Source organism: Sinorhizobium kostiense, from assembly GCF_017874595.1.
GTDB lineage: Bacteria > Pseudomonadota > Alphaproteobacteria > Rhizobiales > Rhizobiaceae > Sinorhizobium > Sinorhizobium kostiense.
Map to the genome: position 1 here is coordinate 264,272 of NZ_JAGILA010000008.1, position 25,433 is coordinate 289,704.

A 25,433-nucleotide genomic window follows, 5' to 3' on the forward strand; every position below is an offset into this window, starting at 1 on the left:
TTCAGCGAGCCCTAGTTTCCCAACGCTGCCAATTGAGCGGCCTCCTCTGCGCCTGCGATTTCGTCGCGGTCGAGAGGCAGAGTGAACTGAAAAACTGCCCCGCGCCGGTCATTCGCGCTAGCCCACAGCCGCCCCCCGTGAGCCTCGATCGTCGAACGGCAAATCGCCAGACCCATGCCCATGCCGGTGGATTTGGTGGTGTAGAAAGCCTCAAAGACCCGGTCCAAGCTTTGCGGATCCAGGCCGGGGCCCGAATCGCTCACGGCGACCAAGACGCCGTACGGGGCTTGGTCCTGCGTGCTGACCAGCAACCGGCGCTCCCCCTCATCAGTGCCGTTCATTGCCTCAATTGCATTCATGACGAGATTGAGGATTACCTGTTGCACCTGGACTCGATCGCCTTTCACGGATGGCAGCCCCGTCGCAAACTCGGAGTGGAGCGAGACACCGTGCCGGACCGCTTCCCTCCGGGTCAAGGCAATCACATCACGAACGGCTTCATTGAGGTCGAACCGCTCCCTGCGAGGGGGCGCCTTCTTGATCAAGGCGCGGATCCGGCCGACGACCTCACCGGCTCGATTGGCATTCTTGACAATACGGCCGAGCGCGTCTCGCACCTCCTCCAGGTTGGGAGGATGGCTGCCCAGCCAACGCAAAGCGGCCTCGGCGTTGGTGACCGACGCCGCCAGCGGCTGGTTCACTTCATGGGCGATCGAGGCGGTGAGCTGCCCCATTGTATCGACGCGGTTGGCGTGGGCCAGTTGCCCCTGCGCCTGGCGCAGAGCTTCCTCGCTCTCTCGCAACGCCCCTTCGGCTCGCTTGCGCTCGGTCAGGTCGAGCACGAAGGCGACACCCTGGTTTCCGCCTTCCTGGAAGGCTGCAGCACCGCACAGAACGGGCACGCGGGTGCCATCCTTGCGGAAATACTCCCTCTCGGCGGGGGGTATCGTTCCGGTCGCTCGCTCCTCTTCCGTCGCCATTGCGTCATCGAGCCAGTCCGGAGGCGACAGGTCCGTCCAGCGCAAGCGCCCGGCGACGAGATCCGCCCGGTCGTAACCCACCATGCAGAGAAATGCGTCATTGGCCTCAAGAATGCGGCCATCGGAGTCCCAGATGAAAATCCCGATGATATTGGCCTCGACGAGGCGCCGTATCTTCGCGCCGCGCTCGACGAGATCGCGGTACAACCGTGTATTTTCAAGCGAAATCGCTGCCTGAGAGGCGAGCAGCTTCAATACCGCCATGCGGGTTGGCGCGAAGACGCGAGCTGCGAGGTTGTTCTCGAGATAGAGCACTCCCGTCAACTGACCCTGGTTGAGCAAGGGCAGGCACAGAACGGAACGGGCTTGACGTTGACAGATGTACGGGTCTGCGGAAAACGGAGTTTGAGCCGTGGCGTCGCCGAGGACGACGCTCTCTTTTGTGCGCAAGACGTAATGAAGCACCGATTCCGGCAGCATGTTCGCTGTAACGGGCGCGTCGCACAGCTTCACCTCGGCCGCGTCACGACGAGTGGTGGCCTCCGCCGTGATCCGAGACTCGCCGTCATGTAAAGAGATCAACAGACCGCGCTCGGCCCCCGCCTGCTCGATTGCCGTGCGCAAGACCGTATCGATCAGCCTTTCGAGGACGATCTCGCCCGAGATGGCTTGCGACACCTTTATCACCGTCGCGAGGTCAAGTTGCTCTATCGGCGCTCCGAATGTCCGCGTCGGGGCGGCGGCTGGTTCGACCTCCCGCAGGTGCGGATACAACGCATCGAGCTGTTCCACCTTTCCATGAGCTCCCCAAGCCATGTAACAGTGCCGGGCGCCTCGCAAATGGGCGTGGGAATTGATCTGCAAGCCACGCGCCGCATAGAAACGCGCCGCCAGCTCGCAGGCGAGTGCCTCGTCGTGTACCAGGCCGTTGCCTCGGGCGGATTGGATGGCTTGTTCATAGAGACGCTCGGCCTCGTACCACCGCCCTTTCAGGCGAGCGATCTCGGCGCCGACCAGCGCGGCGCGGCTCGCGAAATTTTCCGGGCAGTTCTCGGCCCACTCCTGAAGCCGGCGTTGGTGGATGGCCAGGGCCTTGCGATGGCGGGCTCGCGCAGCAACGGGGACCGCGTCGCAGAGAGCGGCCCGCGCGAGCGCAGCGTAGAAGTGATATTCCGCCCGCTCGAAAATGGCTGGCGACATCCAAAGGAGGCGTTCTGCTTTTTCCGCCGCCGCGACGGCGGTGGCATGGTCGCCGGCGAGCAGGCGTGCCTGCAGCTTGCGGATCCAGTACAGGCAGGCGGCGACTGACAGACGCGGATCCTCCCCCAGATGCTGCTCGAATCGATCCTCATCGAAGTCGGCATCGTTGAAGGAGCCAAGCATCGCGGTCCTGCCGCAGAGCGTTCGGACAAGCCCGAACTGTGCAGTGATGAGGTCGACAACGAGCCCGAACTTCGACCGACGCGCAAAATCGAGCCCGGCCTCGGCCTCGCGCTGCACTTCGGCCAGCGGGTTGCCGGTCGCTAGAAGCTGAGTGAGGACATTGTTGCAACTGAAGGCCGCGTAGGTCAGGTCGCCGGCCCTGAGGGCCGCTTCGAAGGCGTGGCGTGCGATTGGACGGCCCGCGGCGAAATGCCGTGGCGACGATTTTGCAAGATTGCCGAAGGCCAGGTAGATGCGGGCCTTGAGGCGCTCCACTCCGCTCCGCTCCGCCATGTCAAGCCCAAGCTCGCCGAAGCGGAACGCCGCCTTGTAGTCACCGAAGAACAGCCCAAGCACGTTGCCCACCGCAGTGTAGGCGTAACACGATGCGTCGCTGTTGCCGTGCTCCAGGCTGAGGTTCCCCATGCGACCTATGACAAGGCAGCGAAGCTTCTCGTCGGTGAACAGGCAGGCGACACGAGCGAGGTGAGGACATCCATCGTCGCGCAAGCGACCGGATCGGCCATTGCAGGCATGTCGATCAGCGCCTCGATTGAACGGTCGCCGAGTTGCTGCCGAAGGCGCGCGTATTCCCGTTGGACATCGTCTGTGGTCGGGTGCGCCGGCCAATCGACCCCGACGCGGCGCAGGTAGTCGAGGCCGACTGCCACCGCACGGTCGCTTCGGCCGAGGGTCATGAAAAGGTCCACCTGCAGCCGGGTCACGGTGGCCAGGTCCGTGAGACTGATGGCGCGCCGTGCCAGTTCGGCGAGGTGCGCCTCCGCTTCCCCCAACGCACCGGTAAGAAACTCGCACTCGCCCCGGTTGAGTTCGAGCGCAAAGGCGAGTTCGTGTCGGCGCTCCCGGCCGCTCGCCGGCAAAAGGGCCAGCCCCGCGGTGAGATAAGTCAGCGCCGAGGCGTAGGCGGTGGAAGCTTTGGCGCGTCTGCCGGCGATCAAGTTCAGGCCGGCAACCAGTTCCCGTTCGCCGCTCGATCCGATCAATGCGAGGCCGCGGTTGAGCTGGCCGACGATCTCGAAGACGCGCTCCTCGACCGCGCCCGGCGGCGTGTTCGCGACCAGCCGCCGGCCGAGGGCGAGGTGCGCAGCGGCCCGCTTGCCTTCGGGGATGAGCGCATAAGCTGCCTCCCGAACGCGATCGTGCAGAAAGTGATAGGCCCCATGCTTCCGGAACGCCAACCCGGCTCGCTCCGCCTCCAGCAGTGCGGCGACGAGGCCTGCCTCGCTCTCGCCCAGAACCTGGCTGAGGGTGGCGATCTCGCCAAAGTTTCCCAGGCAGGCCAACTGTTGCAGCGCGCCCCGGGCTGCCTCGGGGAGACGCCGCATCCTGCCCAGCAAAAGATCGACAACATTGTCGGTGTAACCTTTGGCGTGAATGCGATCGAGATCCCAGGACCATCGTGCCTGTTGATGGTCGAAGGCCACCAGTCCTTCATCGGCGAGCGCTGTGAGGAACTGAATGGCGAAGAACGGGTTGCCGGCCGTCTTGTCGTGCACCAGCCGGGCCAGGGGTGCTGAACAGGCTGGCGTGCAGTGCAGGGCGTCCGCGACAAGCCGGCCGAGATCGTCGAGCCCGAGCGGCGCCAGCACGATCTCCTTCAAAGCGCCCATACTGCGGATCGCATCCAGCCGCCGCGTCAGCGGGTGTGCGGGCGTGACCTCGTTATCTCGGTATGCGCCAAGCAGTAGAAAATGGCGCAACTCTGTCTGGGTGGTGAGATATTCGAGCAGGTTGAGCGTCGCGGCGTCGAGCCACTGCAGATCATCGAGGAAGAGTACCAGCGGTCGCTCCGGTCGAGCGAACACGCCAAGCAGCCGGCAGAACACCATGTGGAAGCGGCGCTGCGCGTCCTGTGGCGGTAGCTCTGGTAACGGCGGCTGCGGGCCCATCAGCAGTTCGAGTTCCGGGACGAGTGTCACCATCAACTGACCGTTCGAGTCGAGCGCTTCACCGAGGGCCTCGCGCCAGCGGGTCAGTTCGGTCTCGCTCTTGCCGAGCAGCGGTCTGATCAGTTCCTGCAGCGCCTGTGCCAAGCCGCTATATGGGATGTCGCGCTTGTATTGGTCGAATTTGCCTGAGGCGACCAGGCCACCCAGCGGCACGAGCACCTTGCCCAGTTCGCGGATGACGGCCGATTTGCCGACACCGGAGTAGCCGGACACCAGCACCAGCTCCGGGGCGCCTCCCTCGGAGATTCGATCGAAGGCGGCGAGCAGAGTCTGAATCTCGCGCTCGCGTCCGTACAGCGTCTCAGGGACCAGAAGCTGGTCCGGCGTATCGTCTTCGCCGAGAGGAAAGTCATCGATGCGGCCCAGAGCCTCCCAGTCCCTCAGGCAGCGCCGCAAGTCGCGCTCCAGGCCGGCGGCAGTCTGGTAGCGCTGCTCGGCGGTCTTCGAGAGCAGCTTCATGGTGATCGCCGAGAGTGCCGAGGGCACCTCCTTCAGGCGCTCCGCAGGGGGCAGGGGTTTCCTGGCAAGATGGCAATGCACCCATTCCATCGGGTCGGCAGCCGCAAACGGCAGTGCGCCCGTGAGCATCTGGTACAAGGTGACGCCGAGGGCGTAGAGATCGGTGCGAGAGTCGACCGACCGGTTCATACGGCCGGTCTGCTCCGGTGCCATGTAGGCGAGGGTTCCGGTGATGGTCTCGGGCGCGTCGGATGACTGCCGTTGGCGAGTGACGCGCGAGGCAATGCCAAAACCGATCAGCCGAACCTCATCACCCGCGCCGTTCACCAAAATGTTGGCCGGGTTGATGTCCTTGTGGACGAAACCTCGCTCGTGGACCTTGCGCAGAGTCGAGGCGAGGCCGATCGCGATGCGCAAGGAATTTCCGACATCCATGGGTCCGTCGAGCAGCCGGGCGAGCGGCTCGCCGCCGGGGTCCTCAAGCACCAGCATGGTGCGACCGCCGTTGCGCACGAACTCCAGCGGCCGCACGGCCCATGCACCGTCAAGATCGTCCTTCAGTTCATATTCGTGGGCGAGGCGGGCGAGGCTCGATGGAGGCGGATGCTCACCAGCGGGGAGCACAGTCAGCACGGCATTCCACTGGCCGCCTGCACCCCGACGCCGTGCGCGGCACAGCACGCGTTCACCATCCTCCCACAAAACCTCCAAGGTGCTATCTCCATCAGCGCCGAACCGAGAGGATGGGTTCAACCGCCGAACTCGGTGGACAAGCTAGCGTTACCGACAGGTATCGGCAACATTGGCGCATATTCGTCAGCCCGGTTTGGCCGGAGCGAAAACATAGATGATTTATCACACACGATGTCCTCTGACGACGTATTTTGCAGCCGAATTCCTTCCGGTGAGCCCCTTGCGAGGCGATATCCTTGCGATAGCTGAACGTTGGCAAGCCATCCCTGCGGAGATAGCTCAATTCTCGGTTTCGTGCACGGGATCGGCAGGTATGAGAGCCCCTATACCCGCGTATAGGTGATCCCCTCCTCTTTAACACTCGATCATTCCCTCCTGACAATGGTCAGGCGGTGCGGCCTGCTGCTATCGTGAGGGTAGCTCCTCCCAGGGGCCGACGATCTTCGGCAATCGGCCCACCTTTGCCCCTCCCGTAACGGGAGGGGCTTTTTAATGGTTTGCGGCACGCGCGCTATCGTCCTGGTCTGCCTTAAGAAGTTGCCCGGAGCACAGGAAAGCGCCCCTTCATCTCCGCCTCGTGGCCGCCGATTCGGCATGAACGAGCCAGCCCGAACGGACGTGTTTCGATTTCGTCTGCCGATCTCGTCCCTGAGCAGCGCCCGGCCTCCCGGGCGCGCCGGTGCGATCCCGTAAAGGAGCTGATCAAGACGGACAGGCGGAAGGCGGCTCTTGCCCACAGCGTATCGGCGACCTAACGTTTCCCATGAGGTGGCATGACAATCCGGAACCTTGGCTGTCGCCGATCATGATGCTCCTGGCGAGCCGGTGGCGGTTCGGATTTGCCGCCCTTGTATTTGGATCGGCGCATGTTTTCCCTGAATGGGTTCCGACTGGAGGCATGCAACGGAGGAAACATGGCGCATCCGGAGACAGGAAGTATTCCCCAGTCCATCGAAGAGACGATGGCGATGCTGGAGGCTCAAGACTATCTCGCCGGAACAGCGCTCGCGACCGTTCTCTTTCTGGCGCTCAGGATGAAGCGCCCGCTGTTCCTCGAGGGCGAGGCAGGGGTGGGCAAGACGGAGATCGCCAAGGTTCTGGCCCGGTCGCTCGCTCGCCCGCTAATTCGCCTGCAATGCTACGAGGGGCTCGACGTCGCCTCGGCCGTCTATGAATGGAACTACCCGGCGCAAATGCTGGAGATCCGTCTGTCCGAGGCGACCGGCATGGTCGACCGGCAGAGGATCGAAAGCGATATCTTCTCCGAACGGTTCCTGATCCGCCGCCCGGTGCTCCAGGCAATTTCCGCAAGTGTCGGCCGCTCGCCGGTGTTCCTGATCGACGAACTCGATCGCACCGACGAGGCATTCGAGGCATTTCTCCTCGAGGTGCTTTCAGACTTCCAGGTGACCATCCCGGAACTCGGAACGATTCGTGCGAGCGAGCCGCCGATCGTCATCATCACCACCAACCGCACCCGCGAGATTCACGACGCGCTGAAACGACGCTGCCTCTATCACTGGGTCGACTATCCTAATGCGGCCCAGGAGCTGGAGATCATCCGGCGCAAGGTCCCCGGCTGCAACGAAAGCCTGTCGCGCGAGATCGTCGCCTATGTACAGAAATTGAGGACGATCGATCTCTTCAAGAATCCCGGCGTTGCGGAGACGATCGATTGGGCCACGGCGCTCACCGAACTCGACGCGCTTGCCCTCGATCCGGAGACGCTTGCCGATACGCTCGGCACGCTTCTCAAATACCAGGATGACATTGCCCGCATCGAAGGTGCGGAGGGACGCCGGCTGCTTGCAGAAGTCAAGGCCGAGCTGGCGGGGCAGGCCTAAAGCGCGATGGCCGAGCGCACAGACAGCGTCGCCATCCCGCCGCCGCCCGAGGGACGGCTTGCCGACAACATCGTCTACTTCGCCCGCGCTCTGAGAAGGGGTGGTATGAGGATCGGCCCGGCCGCGATAGCCGATGCCATCGAGGCCGTCGAGGCAATCGGCATAGGTTCGCGCGCCGAGTTCTACGCGGCGTTGCAATGCACGCTCATGACACGCCACGAGGACCAGGCCTTGTTCGACCAGGCCTTCCGCCTCTTCTGGCGTAAACGTGATCTCGTCCACAAGATGATTGCTCTGATGTCGCCGGTCGCCCCGCCGCGTGCCGGCGAAGAACGGCGGCGGCGGGCCGGCGAGCTCCGCCTCAGCGACGCGCTGCTCGGGGGGCGGAAGGACGAGCCGCCGGGTGAGGTGCCGGCCATCGAGCTCGACGCACGCCACACGGTTTCGGAGCGGGAAGTATTCCGCAAAGCGGACTTCGCACAAATGACGGCAGCCGAGATCGCGGAGGCGCGAAAGGCGCTGTCTTCGCTGCTCTTGCCCCTCGATCGCGTGAAGACGCGCCGCTTTCGCGCCTCGCGCAGGCCGATCCGCATCGATCCGCGCGCCACCATGCGCGATGCCATGCGACTTGGCGGCGACTTCATCCTGCCGCGGTTCCGCGAACCGCGCCTCGTTCATCCGCCGTTGGTCGTTCTCGCGGACATTTCGGGTTCGATGAGCCAATATACGCGGGTGTTCCTCCACTTCCTCCATGCGCTCGCGGAGCAGCGGCATCGCGTCCACACATTCCTCTTCGGAACACGGCTGACCAACGTCACCCGGCAGATGCGCAACCGCGATCCCGACGAGGCGGTCGACGAATGCGTGGCGGCGGTCAAGGACTGGTCGGGCGGTACGCGCATCGGCGAGACGCTCCATGAATTCAACCGCCACTGGTCCAGGCGCGTGCTTGGACAGGGCGCCATCGTTCTGCTGATCACCGACGGTCTCGAACGCGAGGACACGGCTGAGCTTGCAACCGAGATCGACCGGCTGCACCGCTCCTGCCGCCGGCTGATCTGGCTCAATCCGTTGCTGCGCTTCGACGGGTTCGAAGCGCGGGCAGGGGGCGTGCGCGCCATGCTGCCGCATGTCGACGAATTTCGTCCCGTGCACAACCTCGAGTCGGTCGCCGAGCTGGTAAAATCGCTCTCGGGGCAGAGGACACGCGATGCCGATCCGCGACGGTTCCTGAAAGGTGCGCAAGCAGGTCGCCAGCTGTCCGGCTCTTTCTGATGAAGCCGTGGATTGATTTATCGGTAATCGGCACGATGTATGATGGATAAGCCGGAGCGCCATGCGATGACGAACGAAATGAATGTCCTTGATCCGCTACAGATCGCGGAGGCCTGGTACAGCGAAGGGCGCACCGTTGCGCTGGCAACGGTCATCGAGACCTGGGGTTCAGCGCCGCGCCCGGTCGGCAGCCATCTGGTGATCGATGGCGACGGTAACTTCCAGGGCTCGGTCTCGGGCGGCTGTGTCGAAGGTGCGGTGATCGCCGAAGCGGCGGACGTGATCGATTCGGGCGCGGCGAAGATCCTGGAATTCGGTGTCGCGGATGAAACGGCGTGGCGCGTCGGCCTTTCCTGCGGTGGCCGAATCCGCGTCTATCTCGAGCGAGTCGACGGCTGACCCATGAAACTTGAGACCCTTCAGGCACTCAACGCCTCGCGCGCCGCCCGCCGGGCGGCAGTCGTCGTCACGGACCTTCAAACCGGCCGTGCCGAAGCATTCGTCGAGGGCGATCGCTTCCCGGACGAATGGAGTGCCGTAATTTCCGGCGCGCTTCGTTCGGGCCGGCCGGCGCTTGCGATGATCGAAGAGCGCTCGCTCTTCATCAACGTGCACCTGCCGCCGCCACGCCTGGTCGTCATCGGTGCCGTCCATATCTCCCAGGCCCTGTCGCGGTTCGCACCGGTTGCGGGGTTCGACATGACCATCATCGACCCACGCACCGCCTTTGCAACCACCGAACGGTTCCGGGACGTCGAGCTCATCGCCGAATGGCCGGACGATGTCCTCGCCGGACGGCCGCTCGACCGCTATACGGCGCTTGCGGCCCTCACGCACGATCCGAAGATCGACGATTACCCGATCCGGGCAGCGCTTGAGGCGGGCTGCTTCTACGTGGGCGCGCTCGGCAGCCGCAAGACCCATGCGAGCCGCACGGAGAGGCTTCAGGGGGCTGGAGTGGGACAAGAGGCAATCGAGCGGATCAAGGCGCCGATCGGTCTCGACATCGGCGCTGCGAGCCCGGTCGAGATCGCCGTTGCCATTCTCGCGGAAATCATAGCGGCGCTGCGCAACCGCGATGTCGACGGGCAGGGAGGTGCGCGATGAGGTTCGGTCCAGTGCCGCTGACGAAGGCGGAAGGCGCAATCCTGGCGCATGCCGTGAAGACCGCGACCCAGAAACTGCCGAAGGGACATCGGCTGAGCGTCGCCGACCTTGCTTTCCTCGCTGAGGCCAATGTGAAAGAGGTGATCGTCGCCCGACTCGAGGCGGGTGATGTGCCCGAAAACGAGGCTGCCGCGCGGATCGCCGACGCGATCGCGCCGGACCACCTGAGTTTCTCTCCAGCGGCGACCGGCAGGGTCAACGTCCACGCGACGGTTCCGGGCCTTTTTGTGGCCGATCGTTCCGTCGTCGATCGCCTGAACAGGATCGACCCAGCAATTACGCTCGCCTGCCTTGCCGATCATGTCGCCGTCGACGCCGGCGACATGGTGGCCACGATCAAGATCATCCCGCTTGCGGTACCGGGCACTTTCGTCGAACAGGCTGCGGCGATCCTCCGTTCCGAGCCGGCCTTCGAGGTAAAACCCTTTGCGCCGCTACGCGCCGCCTTGATCGCAACGGAATTGCCTTCGCTGAAGCCCCAGGTGATGGACAAGACGCGCGCCGTCCTCGCCGCGAGGCTTTCACGGTCCGGCAGCCGTCTCGACAACGAGCGCCGGGTAGCGCACACCGCGGAGGCGGTGGCTGGTGCGATTGCCGAGCTCAAGGCCACCCACGACCTCATCGTCATGTTCGGGGCTTCCGCCGTAGCCGATCCCGACGACGTTCTGCCCGCCGCCATCCGCCGGGCAGGTGGGAGCGTCGAGCATGTCGGCATGCCGGTCGACCCCGGCAACCTGCTCGTCCTCGGGCGCGTCGGCGAACTGCCCGTCTTGGGGGCGCCGGGCTGCGCCCGCAGCCCGCGCGAAAATGGCTTCGACTGGATCCTTGACCGGCTGCTTGCCGGTGAACGGCCGAGCCCGTTGGATATTACGGGGCTTGGCGTCGGCGGCTTGCTCAAGGAAATTCCGACGCGGCCGCAGCCGCGCGATACGGCCGTCCGACCGCGCCCCGGCCCCTTGACGATCATCGTTCTCGCAGCCGGTCGGGCGAGCCGCATGGGTGCCGACGGAAGACACAAACTCCTTGCCGAGTTCAACGGCGTTCCCTTGGTCCGTCGCACCGTGGAGACAGCTCTTTCCGCCACTGGCAAGGTCGTCGTGGTTACCGGTCATCGCGAGGCGGAGATCAGGGCCGCGCTTGCCGGACTGCCGGTGAGCTTTGTATCGAACCCTGATTACCCGAGCGGCATGGCTTCGTCGTTGGTGGCAGGACTTTCAGCGCTCGACGACAGCACCGGGGGCATGCTGGTGATGCTGGCGGACATGCCGGGCATCACGGCCGAGCATCTGTCGAGACTGATCGCCGCCTTCGATGCGCAATCGAGCCCGGTCGTCGTGCGTGCAGTCGCCGACGGACTACGCGGCAATCCGGTCATTCTGCCGCGCGAGACCTTTGGGGCCGTGCGGCAGCTCGTCGGCGATGTCGGGGCAAGGCACATCGTCGAAAGATGCGGACTGCCGATCGTCGATGTCGAACTGGGTGCGGCCGCCCGTATCGACCTCGACACCCCGGAAGCAATCATCTCGGCCGGCGGCGTATTGAAGGAGTGAACGATGGACAATGCGGCGATCGAGGAAATGTTCGAGACACTGGGACCGGTCACGATCCGCCGCATGTTCGGCGGCAAGGGCATCTATTTCGAAGGTGTGATCCTCGCAGTCGAGGTGGACGGCGAAATCCTTCTCAAGGGCGATACCGAAACGGCGCCGGCACTGGAGGAGGCGGGGAGCCGGCAGTGGACCTATGCCGGCAAGGGCAAGCCCGTAAAGATGCCCTATTGGAGCACTCCGGATTCGGCTTTCGACGACCCGGAGGAGATGGCCCGCTGGGTGCGGATGGCCCACGGCGCAGCGCTCAGGGCGAAGAAGTGAGGGCGGACAGGCTTGCCGCGGGTCAGTCTCCCCATATGTGGGAGAGGTGGCCAGTGGAGAAAATTCTTAAGGCGCAGATGCGGGCGGAAAACGCACCCTCTCGTCAACCACCTATTGCATTCGGCCGAGCGCCCGCACCGCATCCGCTGCAAAGCGCGATAGCGGCTGAGGCAGGGCGGACAGCTCGAACCAGCCGATATCGGACAGCTTATCCGGCTCTGTGAGGCGCGGCTCGCCGGAGAAGTCATCGGTCGCATAAATCAGCGAGATCCAGTGCTGGCGGTCGGTCTCGATCATCTGCTCGCTGACGCAGAGAAACCGCGTAGAACGGATTGAAAGTCCGCTCTCTTCCTCCGCCTCGCGGCGAGCGGCGTCCTCTGCGCGTTCCATGTGATCGACCTTACCGCCGACAATGCTCCAATGGCCGGCCTCCGGCGCCTTCAGGCGGCGGCAGAGAAGGATCTTGCCATCGCGCAGGATCGCAAGGCCGCAACCAAGGCCCGGGAAGTCGATGCCGGGGAAGGCCATGGGTTTTGCGATCAGGCCTTGCCCGCGATCAGCATGAAGGCGGGGATTTCGTCGCCGAATCCGACGGGCGTCGGCCCATCGTCATAATCGCGGCGGTTGCGGCCGCGGCGATCGCGATTGTCGTCATTGGCAGCGGCCTGCGCGCGGCCGGGACGATTGTTACGGCCCATCTGGCTCTTTAGATCGGCATTGCGCTCCGGTTTCACCGCTTCCGCCCTTTCCATGACTGGTTCGAATTCGTCCGCACTATCGGCGCGGGCGGTATCGAATTTGTGATCGCTTCGCGCTCTTCCGGAGCGTTCCACATCTTTTTTGCGATCCTTGCGGCCATCTCGGCCGCGGCGGCCGTTGTCATGGCTCTCCATCGGCTCGGGCAATTCCGAAAGATCGCCCTTCAGCCATTCGACCTTCTGGCCGATCAGTTTCTCGATGGCATCGGAGAACTTCGTGTCGCGCCTGGTGACAATGGTGAACGAAGCGCCGGAACGGCCGGCGCGACCGGTGCGGCCGATGCGATGCACATAGTCTTCCGCATGGATCGGCACGTCGAAGTTGAAGACATGGCTGACATCCGGAATATCGAGGCCGCGCGCGGCGACATCGGAGGCAACGAGCAGCTTGATGTTGCCGTCCTTGAAGTTCGCCAGCATGGCCATGCGCGAGCGCTGATCCATATCGCCATGCAGCGCGCCGACGGAAAAGCCGTGCCGGTCGAGCGAGCGGAAGAGATCGGCAACATCCTTCTTGCGGTTGCAGAAGATGATTGCGTTCTTCAACTCCTCCTGCGAGCGGATGAGATCGCGCAGGACGGCGCGCTTTTCGTAATCCTTGGCATGCGCGGCGACGAAACGCTGCGTCACCGTCGTCGCCGTCGAGGCGGGACGCGCAACTTCTATACGCTCGGGGTTCTGCAGGAAGCGATCGGCGAGCTTCTGGATTTCCGGTGGCATTGTCGCCGAGAAGAACAGCGTCTGGCGGGTGAACGGGATAAGTTTGGCGATGCGTTCGATATCCGGGATGAAACCCATGTCGAGCATGCGGTCTGCCTCGTCGATGACGAGGATCTCGACGCCGGTCATCAACAGCTTGCCGCGCTCGAAATGATCGAGGAGCCGGCCGGGCGTGCAGATCAGAACGTCAGCGCCGCGCTCCAGCTTGCGGTCCTGTTCCTCGAAGGAAACGCCGCCGATCAGGAGCGCAATGTTCAGCTTGTGGTTCTTGCCGTATTTGTCGAAGTTCTCGGCGACCTGAGCAGCAAGTTCGCGTGTGGGCTCCAGGATCAAGGTGCGCGGCATACGTGCGCGGGCACGACCCTTTTCAAGGAGCGTCAGCATCGGCAGTACGAAGGAGGCGGTCTTGCCCGTACCGGTCTGCGCAATTCCCAGGATATCGCGACGTTGAAGCGCCGGCGGTATGGCGCCTACCTGGATCGGTGTCGGTGTTGCGTAGCCCGCGTCGGTAACTGCGGAGAGGACTTTTTGGCTCAGGCCGAGGTCAGCAAAATTGGTCAAAGTGGAAACTGTTTCCGTTTCGTTCAATAGAACATGGATCGGTGCATGGGGAGATATACCACCGCGTGCGCCGCTCTTAAGCCGAAGGGCGCTGAAAGTCAAGAAATCCAGCACGTTGTTAGAAGGTACGGTCAATGGACCGCAAATCTCCCACGCAGCATCGGAATCGTCAGACGCTCACGCCATCAGTAATTCCGGGCTTCAGTGCATATAGTGCGCAAGCTTGACCCCCGCCCGCAGGAACCGCATCGGGTCGACAGCTTCGCCGTTGAGGCGCACCTCGTAGTGCAGGTGAGGACCGGTTGAGCGGCCTGTACTGCCGGATTTGGCGATCACCTGATCCGCTTCCACGCGCTCGCCGGCGCTGACCCGCACAACCGCGAGATGCGCATATCGAGTTGATACCCCATGACCATGATCGATTTCGACCATGTTGCCATATCCGCCCGCCGGACCGGCGGCCGTCACCGTTCCCGCCGCCGTCGAACGGATGCGCGTGCCGGTTTCGGCGCGGAAATCAATTCCCGCATGGAGCGCCAGCCGGCCAAGAAACGGATCCACCCGGTTGCCGAAATTGCTTGTGATATTGGTTGCCGGAGCCGGGCTCGCCAGGGGGAGCGTTCGCGCCGCGGCACGGGTCCGTTCGAGTTCGACAAGAGCGCTGTCGAGCGCCGCCAGTGACTGTTCGAACGCGTCTTCGTTTTGCGGCTCGACGAAAGGACCACCGATTGCCGTTCGCCCGCCTGAATGTATAGCGTCAGCCTCGGCCGTCTGCGGCTCGGGCAGAACGAAGCCCGTTCGCTCGATGATCGTCCGGATGGCCTCGGACGTTCTGAGCGCACCGCTTGTCATCTGTCGCACATAGTGCAACTGCTCGCGCTCGACCCCTTTCAACGACAGCGTCACCTGGGAGAATATCCGGTCTGCACGAGCGGACACGCTCTTACCTTCTTCGCTCGCGGCGGGGTCTCGATAGACGGGTGCGGTCGGCTCGAGCGTTGCGCCGGGGTTCCCTTCCGCGGCGCCCATGACGTCTTCGATCGCCTTGACCCCGCGCGATTCGGCATGACTTTCGTAGGCTAGGGGCTGAATTGCGGGTGAGGGGGCAGCCTCCCCGTTCAGCGGGGCGGCCGCGCTTTCGGTCAATGTCTCGAACCGGCCGCTGCGTGAGGAAAGTTCGAACTGCTGTTGCAGGAGCTTCTCGACCTTCTCCTCCACGATCTGCTGGTCCAGGAGCTGCCGGCTCGTCACACGATCCACTTGTGCCCGAAGCGCCATGATCCGGTCTTCATATTCATGCTGCATGCGCGCCTGACGGGCAATCGTGCCGCCGATCAGATCGTCGCGCAGCACGAGATAGGTGGTGGCCAGCAGATAGCCGATGCTGAAGAGACCGACAAAGGAGCTGGCCACAGCCAACATCCAGGGGCGGATCGTCATGTGCCTGACCTTGTCGCCACTTGCGAGTATCAGGACGTGACTTTGTGCACGCCTTCCGAAGCCGCCTTTTGCCGGACGAAACGTCACCCCGTCACCCCTGCCAGATGCGAATCCAATCGCGTTACCCGCGATCGACTACACTTCATTAGGGTTAACAAACGGTTGAGCAGGCCGCTTCGTCAGATATTCGTCGAGGCCGTCATCGAGCGGTAGAAGGAGGGCGTCAAACCGGATTCGGCGCGGGCGACATCATTGAAGGGGGCCTTGAGCGGCCCACGGAAATTCGCCCGCACGAGTGCCTGAAATGTCGCGGCTGGATCCTTCCTCTGCCGCGCGCAAAGAAAACGGAACCATTTCGCTCCGACGGCGACATGGCCCTTCTCGTCCTCGTAGATGACATCGAGAACGGCCGCGCTCTCGTGATCGCCGGTTTCCCGCATTTTCGCCTGCAGTGCCGGGGTGACGTCGAGGCCGCGCGCTTCCAGAATGAGTGGCACGACCGCAAGCCGGGCCGTCAGGTCGTTGCGCGTATCATGGGCAGCCTGCCAGAGGCCGTCGTGCGCCGGAAGATCGCCGTAGTCCGCGCCGAGATCGTTCAGCCTCTGCCGCACCATACGAAAATGCTTCGCTTCCTCGAAGGCGACCTGCATCCAGCCGTCGAAGAAGGAGTGCGGCACGGGCTCCGTCGCGAATCGGGCGACGATGTCGAGGGCCAGATCGACCGCGTTCAGTTCGATATGAGCGATCGCGTGGAGGAGGGCAATGCGCCCCTTCAGTGAGCCGAGCGAGCGCCGCTTGACCTGCGTCGGCGGTTTCAGGATGGGCTTTTCGGGGCGTCCGGGGCGCTCCGAAACCGCGCGATCGAGCGGCGAGCGCAATGAAAGCGTTCGCGCCTGCCAGCGTCGCGCGGCCTCCTGCGCGAGTTCGGTCTTGATGGCGAGGTCCGCCGCCCGGATCGCTTCGACGGCGGCGCCGCGCAGGCTGTGGAACTGCGGAAGCGTCGACATCTGGTCGCCTCAGTCGGTGGCAAGCGCCTTCGCGGCGGCAAGAACCTCGTCCGCATGGCCGGCCACTTTGACTTTTTCCCAGATGCGGTTGATCCGCCCCTCCGGGTCGATGAGGAAGGTCGTGCGCTCGACCCCCATGTATTTGCGGCCGTACATGCTCTTTTCGACCCAGACGCCGTAGGCCTCGACGACCGTTTTTTCTTCGTCGGCAGCAAGGGCGACGGCGAGGGAATGCTTCTTCGCGAAACGGTCATGGCTTTTGACCGAATCGGGCGAGATGCCGACCAACGCTATTTTTGCTGCTGCGAACTCGTCCGCAAGCGCGGAGAAGGAGATTGCCTCCTCGGTGCAGCCCTTTGTGTCGTCCTTGGGATAGAAGAAGAGGACCACCGGCTTGCCGCTGAGGTCCGAGAGCGAAATCGAGCCGCCGCCGTCACGTGGGAGCTCGAAATCCGGAGCGGTGTCGCCGGGCCGCAATCGTGCCATGATTAAGCCTTTCTTAAGCCAAGTTTTCTGGACATTTCCCAGCTACTGCATGAAGCCATAAATCGGAACCGGTCCAAGGAAAAAATCATGCAGTATTTTTCCGCGCCGCAGAGCTGTCGATGGCCGTCGCAGGCCCGCCGGGACTTGTGACGGATTTTTGACAGCTGCTCGATGACCTTTTTGTGGCTATCAGCCATGATCATGTTTTGTCGGGAGCAAGGGCGGGAGGGTTGTCGTCGCGCTTTCCACAACATGCGAAGAGACGCGTTGTGGCTCGGGTCGGCGACTCATGGTTTACAAGAGTAGGAACTCCACCCGGCGCGCGCTTGGAAGCGTGCGTGACAGGAAGAATGGAATGCAGCAATCATCTGGAGGACGCCTGCGGCGATGAGCGAAATCCGCGGTGAAAGGATTCGCTTTCGCAGGCAAGACATCCTCGCGCTTCACACGCTGCCTTCTGCGCAGGCCAGTGATCCGGTCGTCGTGCATACGCCGGCGCCCGGTGGAGCTCTGCGTCTTTGCGGCAAGATTATCCTTTGCGTTTCGCTCGTCGTCTTTGTCATCCTGGCGTCGCTCATAGCCGTCGTCGAAAGCGGCCTCGTCGATGCCCCTCTGAATGCCCGCGCGCGTACCGCGCTCAACGCGGCACTTGGCGGTAATTACAGCGCCAATGTCGAAAGCACGGTCGTTCGCGTGACGGGTCGGGGGGCGCTTGCATTGAAAGCGCGCGGCGTGACCCTCAACGAGAGCGCGTCGCGTCGGCCAGCCGTCAGGCTCGCGGCCGTTTCGATTGCGCTCGACCCGCTGGCGCTGTTGGCGGGCCGAATTGCGGTGACGAGGCTCGAGGCAGAGGGGGGAGAACTCGATACCGGCTTATTGCCCCGTGGCGAGCCGCTCGACCTGACGGCGGTTCGCATCGCCGACGTAGGAGCGGCGCTGGAAACGCTATTTGCGCATGTCGACGCCATGTCCCGCTTGACGGCGAGCAGCGCGACACAGGCCGTTCAGCTGTCCGATTTCAGCCTGCAGGTAACCGGCTCGCGTGGCCGAACGGTACCGATCGCGATCAGGACACTGGCCTTCAGCCGGGCGGCGGACGATACCATTCGCGTCGACGGCGTGGTGGATCTGGATGGCCGCGAAGCGCGTCTCACAGCAACGGCATCGGGCGCGGGAAGGCGCGTCGCCGCTATCGAAGCGGTGCTGGACGATGTGCCGCTCACTCCCTTCCTCTATCATGGAAGGTTCGCGAACGAGGAGCCCTTCGGAATCGACACGGCGGCCGACGTCCACCTGAAGGCGACGCGCGCCGCGGAAGGGGAGAAGCCAACGCTCACGGTGGGCGTCAAGACCTCCGAGGGTGGCTTCCACGCCGGCGGCCTCGTTTCGGCGCTCAATCCGTCCGAGTTGAACGTTACCTATGATTTCGAGCGCGCCTCGGTGGAGATCCTGCCATCGATGGTCAGGATCGGACAGTCGACCTTCCCTTTCACCGGCGCCCTGATCGATCTCGACAAGACGTCGGGTCCCGGCAAGAAGGGCTTTGCCGTCGATCTCCTGTTGAGGGATGCCAGATCCGCACCGGGAGACATGGAGGACCACCCGCTTGCCTTCGACGCCAAGGTGAATGGGCGGTTCGAGGCCGATAGCCATCGGCTGATCTTCGACCGGCTGATGATGTCGAGCCCACTCGGATCGATGGCCGGCTCGCTTTCGGTCGCCTTCGGCAACACCTCGCCGCAGATCAGTTTCGTAGCCTTGAGCGACAGGATGCATGCGACCGCCGTCAAGCAATTGTGGCCCTGGTGGGTCGCCAAGGGCGCCCGGCGGTGGGCAATCGGCAATCTCTTCGGCGGAACCATTACGGACGCCCGCATAGAGGTTTCGCTCCCCGCGGGGCGCATTGCCGAGAGCGGTGGCAATCTGCGCCTCACCGAGAATGAGCTCAACATCAACTTCGCCATAGACGACACGCGCATCAACATCGCTGGCGAGATTCCGCCGCTGCGCGACACGTCCGGGCGCTTCCGACTGAGCGGCGAGCGGATGTCGGTCGCGGTTGGCAAAGGGGTGGCTTTTTTTCCGTCCGGGCGTTCGGTGGCTCTCGACGGAGGCGAATTTGTCATACCGGACGTCTACGGCAAACCGCTGATGGCGGAGATGAAGATCGAGGTCGGCGGAGAGGCCGATGCCATTGCCGAACTCGTCGCCTATAGGCCGATCCAGGCGCTGCAGAAAACGCCTTTCGTACCGGACGACTTCACCGGTCCGATGACGGCGCTGGTCGGCGCGCGGTTCGGGCTGATTTCCGATCAAAATCCGCCGCGGCCCCTGTGGCAGGCGGAGATGCGGCTGGAGGACGTCACGATCAACCGGCCGGTGGCGGGGCGCGCGATCTCCGATCTCTCGGGCACGATGAGGATAGACAATACCGAAGCCGTTCTCGCTGCGAACGCCACGATCGATGGCGCGAAGATGCAGATTGCGCTGACAGAGCCGGTCGACTCGGCGGCGAAGGTGACGAGGAAGCGGCAGATCTCCGGGACGCTCGACGATGCAGCACGACGCAAGATCGCGCCGTCCTTGTCCGGCATCGTCAGTGGTCCCGTCGGCATCGAGGCTTCGCTTGCCGAGGACGGAAGCCAGTCGGTCAAAGCGGACCTCGGCCGGGCAACGCTGTCGCTGCCCTGGATCGGCTGGCGTAAGGGCGCCGGCATAGCGGCAAATGCCGAATTCACCGTCAGCGCCAATGACGGCATAACGGAGATAAGCGATTTCAATATTGCCGGCGACGGATTCGGCGCGACCGGCGATCTCCGCGTCGATGATAATGGCCTCGCTTCGGCGCGCCTGAACGGCGTGCGTCTTGCAAATGGCGATGACTTTGCCGTCACCGTCGATCGCGCCAAGCGCGGTTACACCGTCGCGCTGACCGGAAGCTCGGCGGACATCCGGTTGCCGCTCGCGCGGGCGAAGGGCGAATCCGGTTCCGCCAAGAAAGCCGACGTGAAGGTCAATGCGAAGCTCGACCGCGTCCTCGGCTTCAACGGCGAAGTCCTCTCCAATGTGAATTTCGCCTATTCGACGCGCGGCGAGCAGATGGACGACATCGACCTCACGGCCGTAACCGTGAGCGGCCAGGCGGTGGTTGCCAGGATGGTGAAGGCAGGGCCGGACAATACGCTCGAACTGGCGACCAGCGACGCCGGCGCTCTCGCGCGCTTCACCGATATCTACCGCAACATGCGGGGAGGTCTGCTGAACCTGCGACTGCGGGACCGCGGTGCGAGATCCTGGCGTGGCAGCGTCGATGTCAGGAAGTTCGCGCTGGTCGGAGAACAGAAGCTGAAGTCGATGGTCTCGTCACCGGCGGGCCAGGACGGCCGCAGCCTCAATCAGGCGGTGCGGCGGGATATAGACGTCAGCACCGCCCGCTTCGAACGTGGCTTCGCGCAGCTCTTCCTGGATCGGGGCGTGATCGGCGTTGCCAACGGTGTCCTGCGCGGCGTCGACGTCGGGGCGACTTTCCAGGGCACGATTCGAGACGCCAACGGTCGCATGGACATGACGGGAACCTTCATGCCCGCCTATGGCCTCAACCGCATATTCGGGGAACTGCCGCTGATCGGGGGCCTGCTTGGAAACGGCCGCGATCGCGGATTGCTCGGTATCACCTTCAAACTGACGGGACCATTCAACCAGCCGAACCTGATAATCAATCCGCTGTCGATCATCGCGCCGGGCGTCTTCCGCAACATTTTTGAGTTTCAGTGAAGCCGGTCGCTTCGCGGAATGACTTGATTTGCCCGAGGTCTTTGCGCCGGCAGCACTCCGTCGTCATTCCCGTGCCCGCAGTCGAAGGAGATAGTCACGGTGCGGACGCACCGTGACTGTCTCCCTGTCATTCCAGCATTCCGGGCGCGGCACTATGAGACTTTATCGTGGTGCGGCGGATCAGATCGGCCGCACCAGCATATGCTTCTTCTTGCCGAGCGAGAGCTTGACGACGCCGTCGGCAGTGACATCGCCGCTTCCGATGACCCGACGCTCGTCGCTGATCTGCTGATCGTTGATCCGAACTGCGCCGCCCTGCACATGCCGCCGGGCCTCGCCATTCGTGCCTGCCAGGCCGGCGCGCACGATGAGCGTCAGCAGGCCCAGGCCGGCTTCCAGTTCCGGGGCGGGAACCTCGACCGACGGCAGGTTCTCGGCAAGCGCACCCTCCTCGAAGGTCTTGCGCGCCGTTTCGGCGGCATTTTCAGCAGCATCGCGGCCATGCAGAATTGCGGTTACTTCGGTGGCAAGGATCTTCTTCGCCTCGTTGACCTCCGATCCACCCAACGCGGCAAGACGATTGATCTCTGTCATTGGCAAGATGGTGAAAAGTTTCATGAAGCGAATGACATCGGCATCCTCGGTGTTTCGCCAGTACTGCCAGAAATCGTAGACAGAAAGCAGTTCCGAGTTCAGCCATACGGCGCCGGAGGCGGACTTGCCCATCTTCGCTCCGGAGGCGGTAGTCAGCAGCGGGGAGGTGAGGGCATAGAGCTGCGGCGTGCCCATTCGGTGGCCGAGGTCGATGCCGTTGACGATATTGCCCCACTGGTCCGAACCGCCCATCTGAAGCCGGCAGTCATAGCGCTTGTTCAGCTCGACGAAATCGTATGCCTGCAGGATCATGTAGTTGAACTCGAGGAACGACAGCGAGTGCTCCCGTTCGAGCCTCGTCTTCACGCTGTCGAAGGAAAGCATGCGGTTGACCGAGAAATGCCGGCCGACATCGCGCAGGAATTCGAGATAGTTCAGCGGGCGGAGCCACTCGGCATTGTTGATCATCAAGGCGCCGTTGGGGCCGTTGTCATAGTCGAGGTAGTTGGCAAAGACACGCTTGATCGAGGCGATGTTGTTTTCGATCGTGTCGACCGTCATCAACTGCCGCGCCTCGTCCTTGAAGGACGGATCGCCCACCATGCCGGTTCCGCCTCCCATCAGCGAAATGGGCCGATGGCCGGTCGCCTGAAACCAGTGCAGAAGCATGATCTGCGTCAGGTGACCGACGTGGAGGCTCGATGCCGTTGGATCATATCCGATATACGCGGTCACGGTTTCCTTGCGCAGCAGGTCATCGAGGCCGGTTTCATCGGATATCTGATGGATGAAACCGCGCTCGCTGAGGGTGTGCAGGAAATCGGACTTGAACACGGACATAAGCTGTCTCTTTCGGCTTGTTTGGACCTTTTCGGCGGGGCCTTTATCACTGTTTTGTCGAAAGTGCACGTTTTTGCTTGGGGCAGCTTTTGCTATGAACGGAGCATTGGGCGGAGACACCGCCGTCTCATCCGCGTGTCGCATGGAGGAAATTCGTTGAGCAGGGTGTTAAAGGCGATCGGCCTGATGAGCGGCACGAGCATGGACGGAATCGACGTCGCGCTCATCGAGACCGACGGCGACACCGTGGTCGGGCGCGGTCCTGCCACCGGTTATGCTTATGACCCGGCTTTCCGGCAAAGGCTGAAGCGGGGACTCGATGAGGCGAGGACGATAAGGGACAGGCAGGAGCGGCCCGGAACCCTCGCGGAACTCGAACGGGACCTGACGTTGCGGCATGCCGACTCGGTCAAGACGTTCCTTCATGAAAACAATATTTTAGCTGAAGATGTTGATGTTATCGGTTTCCACGGCCAGACAGTTCTGCATCGGCCCGCCGAGGGCCTGACGGTGCAGATCGGTGAGGGTGAAATGCTGGCTCGGGAAACGCGGATCGATGTGGTCTACGACATGCGGGCCAACGACATGATCCATGGTGGTCAAGGCGCGCCACTCATTCCCGCCTATCACGCTGTGCTGGCGCGCGGCTTGTCCGAACGCCAAGGCTTGAAGGCGCCGATCGCCTTCGTCAATATAGGCGGCATTTCCAATCTCACTTTCATCGGCGAGGGCGAGATCGTCGCCTATGACAGCGGCCCGGGTAACACGCTGATCGATCAGTGGGTGGAAGCCCATGCTGGCATCCCCTTCGATCAGGGCGGAATGGTCGCGAGCGAGGGGTCCGTTCTGCCGGAGCTTGCCGATCGCTATCTCTCCCACCCCTTCTTCTCGGCGGCAAAGCGCCGTTCGCTCGATCGCAACGATTTCGTGCCGCCCGCGGGCAGTGAAGCCAGTCTCGAGGACGGAGCTCGCACGCTTGCCTATGTCACCGCGGCAGCGATCGTCCGCTCCGCCGCCCATCTGCCGGCGATCCCCGCAACCTACATCATTTGCGGCGGCGGCCGACTCAATCCGGTCATCATGCGGGATTTGGCGGGGCTCGCCGAGAAAGCAGGCAGCCGCGTCTTTGCGGCAGAGGCGCTTGAGCTCGACGGCGATTCGATGGAGGCGGAGGCCTGGGCCTATCTGGCCGTGCGGTCGCTCCGCGGATTGCCCTTGACCTATCCCGGGACGACGGGCGTCAGCCGGCCGGTCAGCGGAGGACGAAGAGCGGCAAAACCGACCGGCACAGGTCATGCTGAGGTTTGACATGAGAGTGCTGCGCGGGTTTCCGGCTTAATGAATTCTTCGTGTGCGATGGCTAATCTGTGTCCCATCATGCAACTGCATTCGCAGCTCGATTGATCTGCGGCGAAGGGTTTTCGGATTCTGTCGATGGGTGGTGCGATTTCCCTTCTGGCGGTGAATTTCATCATCGCCCAGGTCTTCGTCGTGGCCTTCCTCGTCGTGGCGGCGAAGAGCCGGACGAGGCTGCCGGCGATCTGGTGCGCCGCCGGCTTTGCCGTGGCATCGCTTTCGGCCGTCTTCGAAACCGTGCTGCCGTTCTCGGTCGTACCGAAGCTATTTGCGGTGGGAGCCTTTGCAAGCGTGCTTGCCGGCTTCATCCTGATTCGACTCGCATTGGGGTTGTTCTACGGCGTATCGGCGAAGCATTCGCATATGGCGGTCTTTTTCGCCGGTTCGGTGGTCTTGGATCTGATGATCTACGACCTGCCGCGTGGAACGCTGCAGCACGCCTTTTTCTACCAACTTCCGTTCTGTCTCGTCCAAGCGTGGTCCGCATCGACGATCATCCGATCTGAGCGGAGGTCCCCTGCGGACCGGATTCTCTTCTTGCTGCTGGTCCTGACTGCACTTTATTACCTGGTGAAGGTATACGCCGCGATCACCGCCGGATCGGGGACAACCGCGGCGGATTATCTTGCAAGCCCTTTCGCGCTGATCTCTCAAGCCCTGGGTGCCATGCTGATCGTCTCGACCGGCGTGGCGATGCTGGGGGTCATGGTCAAGGAGATCATCGACGAGGCCCGCGCCAGCTCGGAACTCGACGCGCTCTCCGGCCTCTGCAATCGACGGGGTTTCCTGGACCGCGTGGGGCCTTTGTTGCCAGCGGCTGGCGACGATGGACCCGGTGCGCTGATCCTGACCGATCTCGACCGCTTCAAGCTCGTCAACGACACCTATGGCCACCATGCAGGCGACGAAGTGATACGGCAATTCTCCCGAGTGCTCCTCGATCTGATGCCGAGCAAGGCCGTGCCGGGGCGCCTTGGCGGTGAGGAATTCGCCTTGTTTCTTCCGCGCGTGGGCCTCGCCGACGCGCGGGTGCTCGCAAACGGGTTGAGAGCGGCGCTGGCCTCGAAGCGCATCGACGCTCTTCCGGAAACTGCCAGGGTGACCGCAAGTTTCGGCGTTGCTGCCGTCAATGCCGACGAGCCGTTGGAAGCGGCCATCCAACGGGCGGACAAGGCGCTTTATGCCGCCAAGGCAGGCGGACGGAACCGGGTGGAAATCGCCGAGCCGCCCGTGCGCATCGTCGCATCCGCCGGATCGCAACGTGCCGGGAACTCCTGATCTCTGGCGAATCTGGCGGCAGATACAAAACGACCCGGAAATCGATTCCGGGTCGCTCTTTGCATGGAAGCATAAGCCGCAGGTCAGCGGATGCGCTTGGCAGCAGGTTCCGGCACCAGTTCGCCGTTAAGCCGCCGGTCGAGATAGTCTTCGCATTCGGCCATCAGATGTTCGATCTGGCCGTTGAAGAAGTGGTTGGCGCCTGGAACCGTCTTGTGAGTGATGAGAATGCCTTTTTGCGCCTTCAGCTTGTCGACGAGGCCGTTCACATCTTTCTCCGGCGCGACCTTGTCGGCGTCGCCGTTGATGATCAGGCCGGAAGACGGGCAGGGCGCCAGGAACGAGAAGTCGTAGATGTTCGGCTGCGGCGCGACAGCCATGAAGCCTTCGATCTCCGGCCGGCGCATCAGCAATTGCATGCCGATCCAGGCACCGAAGGAATAGCCGGCAACCCAGCAGCTCTTCGAATCGGGGTGCAGGCTCTGGACCCAGTCGAGAGCGGAGGCTGCATCGGAAAGCTCGCCGGCGCCATGGTCGAACTCACCCTGGCTGCGGCCTATACCGCGGAAATTGAAGCGCAGGGTCGTGAAACCGCGCTTCTGGAACATGTAAAAGAGCTGATAGACGATCTGGTTGTTCATCGTGCCGCCGAATTGCGGGTGCGGATGAAGGATGATCGCAATCGGCGCGCTCTTCTGCTTCGAAGGCTGATAACGGCCCTCGAGGCGACCAGCCGGTCCGTTGAAGATGATTTCGGGCATTGGCTCTCCGGGGATGTTTCTGGCTCAAATTATGGTTCTTGGCGCCGATCTGTCTTGACGAAACAAGTCAGCTTTTCTAGAACCTACTTTAGAACCGTTCAAAACTTCGGTGCGTGTGTTCCGCCATGTGTCTCGTCTCATAAGGCAAGCGACGCGGAAAATTCAAGAAAAATGCAG

At 63.0% G+C, this 25,433-nt stretch carries 16 protein-coding genes and 1 pseudogene; 9 read left to right on the forward strand and 8 right to left on the reverse strand.

Features of this window, described 5'->3' with window-relative positions; translation table 11 throughout:
- Nucleotides 1–11 precede the first annotated feature (11 nt).
- Nucleotides 12–5,542, reverse strand: a pseudogene (locus tag J2Z31_RS24800) (trifunctional serine/threonine-protein kinase/ATP-binding protein/sensor histidine kinase).
- A gap of 896 nt (nt 5,543–6,438) precedes the next feature.
- Here J2Z31_RS24800 and J2Z31_RS24805 point away from each other — a divergent pair.
- The 6 genes from J2Z31_RS24805 to J2Z31_RS24830 all read left to right on the forward strand — a co-directional run bounded on the left by J2Z31_RS24805 (nt 6,439) and on the right by J2Z31_RS24830 (nt 11,681).
- Nucleotides 6,439–7,368 (forward strand): AAA family ATPase, encoded by a 930-nt coding sequence (locus tag J2Z31_RS24805; RefSeq protein ID WP_209605679.1) that lies wholly within the window; start codon nt 6,439–6,441, stop codon nt 7,366–7,368.
- A gap of 6 nt (nt 7,369–7,374) precedes the next feature.
- The gene (locus J2Z31_RS24810) at nt 7,375–8,643 is read left to right on the forward strand and encodes a vWA domain-containing protein (RefSeq protein WP_209605681.1); all 1,269 of its coding nucleotides are present in this window, start codon (nt 7,375–7,377) and stop codon (nt 8,641–8,643) included.
- A 66-nt stretch (nt 8,644–8,709) separates the two neighbouring features.
- A complete protein-coding gene (locus J2Z31_RS24815; protein WP_209605683.1) occupies nt 8,710–9,042 on the forward strand; it encodes an XdhC family protein in 333 nt (110 codons plus the stop codon).
- A gap of 3 nt (nt 9,043–9,045) precedes the next feature.
- Nucleotides 9,046–9,750: an XdhC family protein gene (locus J2Z31_RS24820; RefSeq protein WP_209605685.1), complete on the forward strand. Its 705-nt coding sequence runs from the start codon at nt 9,046–9,048 to the stop codon at nt 9,748–9,750.
- A complete protein-coding gene (locus tag J2Z31_RS24825) occupies nt 9,747–11,360 on the forward strand; it encodes an NTP transferase domain-containing protein (RefSeq protein ID WP_209605687.1) in 1,614 nt (537 codons plus the stop codon). Before J2Z31_RS24820 ends, J2Z31_RS24825 begins: the two co-directional genes overlap by 4 nt.
- A 3-nt stretch (nt 11,361–11,363) precedes the next feature.
- Nucleotides 11,364–11,681 (forward strand): TfoX/Sxy family protein, encoded by a 318-nt coding sequence (locus tag J2Z31_RS24830; protein WP_209605689.1) that lies wholly within the window; start codon nt 11,364–11,366, stop codon nt 11,679–11,681.
- Nucleotides 11,682–11,792: 111 nt separating this feature from the next.
- Here J2Z31_RS24830 and J2Z31_RS24835 read toward each other — a convergent pair whose 3' ends face one another.
- From J2Z31_RS24835 to bcp, 5 genes are all read right to left on the reverse strand, one after another.
- Nucleotides 11,793–12,209 carry an NUDIX hydrolase gene (locus tag J2Z31_RS24835; RefSeq protein WP_209605691.1) on the reverse strand — a complete coding sequence of 139 codons (417 nt, stop codon included), beginning with the start codon at nt 12,207–12,209 and terminating at the stop codon, nt 11,793–11,795.
- Nucleotides 12,210–12,220: 11 nt separating this feature from the next.
- Nucleotides 12,221–13,720 carry a DEAD/DEAH box helicase gene (locus J2Z31_RS24840; protein WP_209605693.1) on the reverse strand — a complete coding sequence of 500 codons (1,500 nt, stop codon included), beginning with the start codon at nt 13,718–13,720 and terminating at the stop codon, nt 12,221–12,223.
- Nucleotides 13,721–13,921: 201 nt separating this feature from the next.
- Nucleotides 13,922–15,277: a M23 family metallopeptidase gene (locus tag J2Z31_RS24845; protein WP_408022058.1), complete on the reverse strand. Its 1,356-nt coding sequence runs from the start codon at nt 15,275–15,277 to the stop codon at nt 13,922–13,924.
- 62 nt (nt 15,278–15,339) lie between these two features.
- On the reverse strand, nt 15,340–16,167 hold the full coding sequence (locus tag J2Z31_RS24850; protein ID WP_209605695.1) for a ferritin-like domain-containing protein: 828 nt from the start codon (nt 16,165–16,167) through the stop codon (nt 15,340–15,342).
- 9 nt (nt 16,168–16,176) lie between these two features.
- Nucleotides 16,177–16,653: a thioredoxin-dependent thiol peroxidase gene (bcp, locus tag J2Z31_RS24855; protein ID WP_209605697.1), complete on the reverse strand. Its 477-nt coding sequence runs from the start codon at nt 16,651–16,653 to the stop codon at nt 16,177–16,179.
- 387 nt (nt 16,654–17,040) lie between these two features.
- Here bcp and J2Z31_RS24860 point away from each other — a divergent pair, with 387 nt between their 5' ends.
- Nucleotides 17,041–20,427, forward strand: a complete 3,387-nt coding sequence (locus tag J2Z31_RS24860) for a YhdP family protein (RefSeq protein ID WP_209605699.1) — start codon at nt 17,041–17,043, stop codon at nt 20,425–20,427.
- 180 nt (nt 20,428–20,607) lie between these two features.
- On the opposite strand, the gene tyrS is transcribed toward J2Z31_RS24860, so the two are convergent.
- Nucleotides 20,608–21,861 carry a tyrosine--tRNA ligase gene (gene tyrS / locus J2Z31_RS24865; RefSeq protein ID WP_209605701.1) on the reverse strand — a complete coding sequence of 418 codons (1,254 nt, stop codon included), beginning with the start codon at nt 21,859–21,861 and terminating at the stop codon, nt 20,608–20,610.
- A 156-nt stretch (nt 21,862–22,017) separates the two neighbouring features.
- On the opposite strand from tyrS, the gene J2Z31_RS24870 reads away from it, so the two are divergent.
- Together J2Z31_RS24870 and J2Z31_RS24875 are read left to right on the forward strand one after the other, a co-directional pair.
- Nucleotides 22,018–23,169: an anhydro-N-acetylmuramic acid kinase gene (locus J2Z31_RS24870; RefSeq protein WP_209605704.1), complete on the forward strand. Its 1,152-nt coding sequence runs from the start codon at nt 22,018–22,020 to the stop codon at nt 23,167–23,169.
- A 126-nt stretch (nt 23,170–23,295) separates the two neighbouring features.
- Nucleotides 23,296–24,495 carry a GGDEF domain-containing protein gene (locus J2Z31_RS24875; RefSeq protein WP_209605706.1) on the forward strand — a complete coding sequence of 400 codons (1,200 nt, stop codon included), beginning with the start codon at nt 23,296–23,298 and terminating at the stop codon, nt 24,493–24,495.
- An 83-nt stretch (nt 24,496–24,578) separates the two neighbouring features.
- Here J2Z31_RS24875 and J2Z31_RS24880 read toward each other — a convergent pair whose 3' ends face one another.
- On the reverse strand, nt 24,579–25,256 hold the full coding sequence (locus J2Z31_RS24880; RefSeq protein WP_209605708.1) for an alpha/beta hydrolase: 678 nt from the start codon (nt 25,254–25,256) through the stop codon (nt 24,579–24,581).
- Nucleotides 25,257–25,433 lie beyond the last annotated feature (177 nt).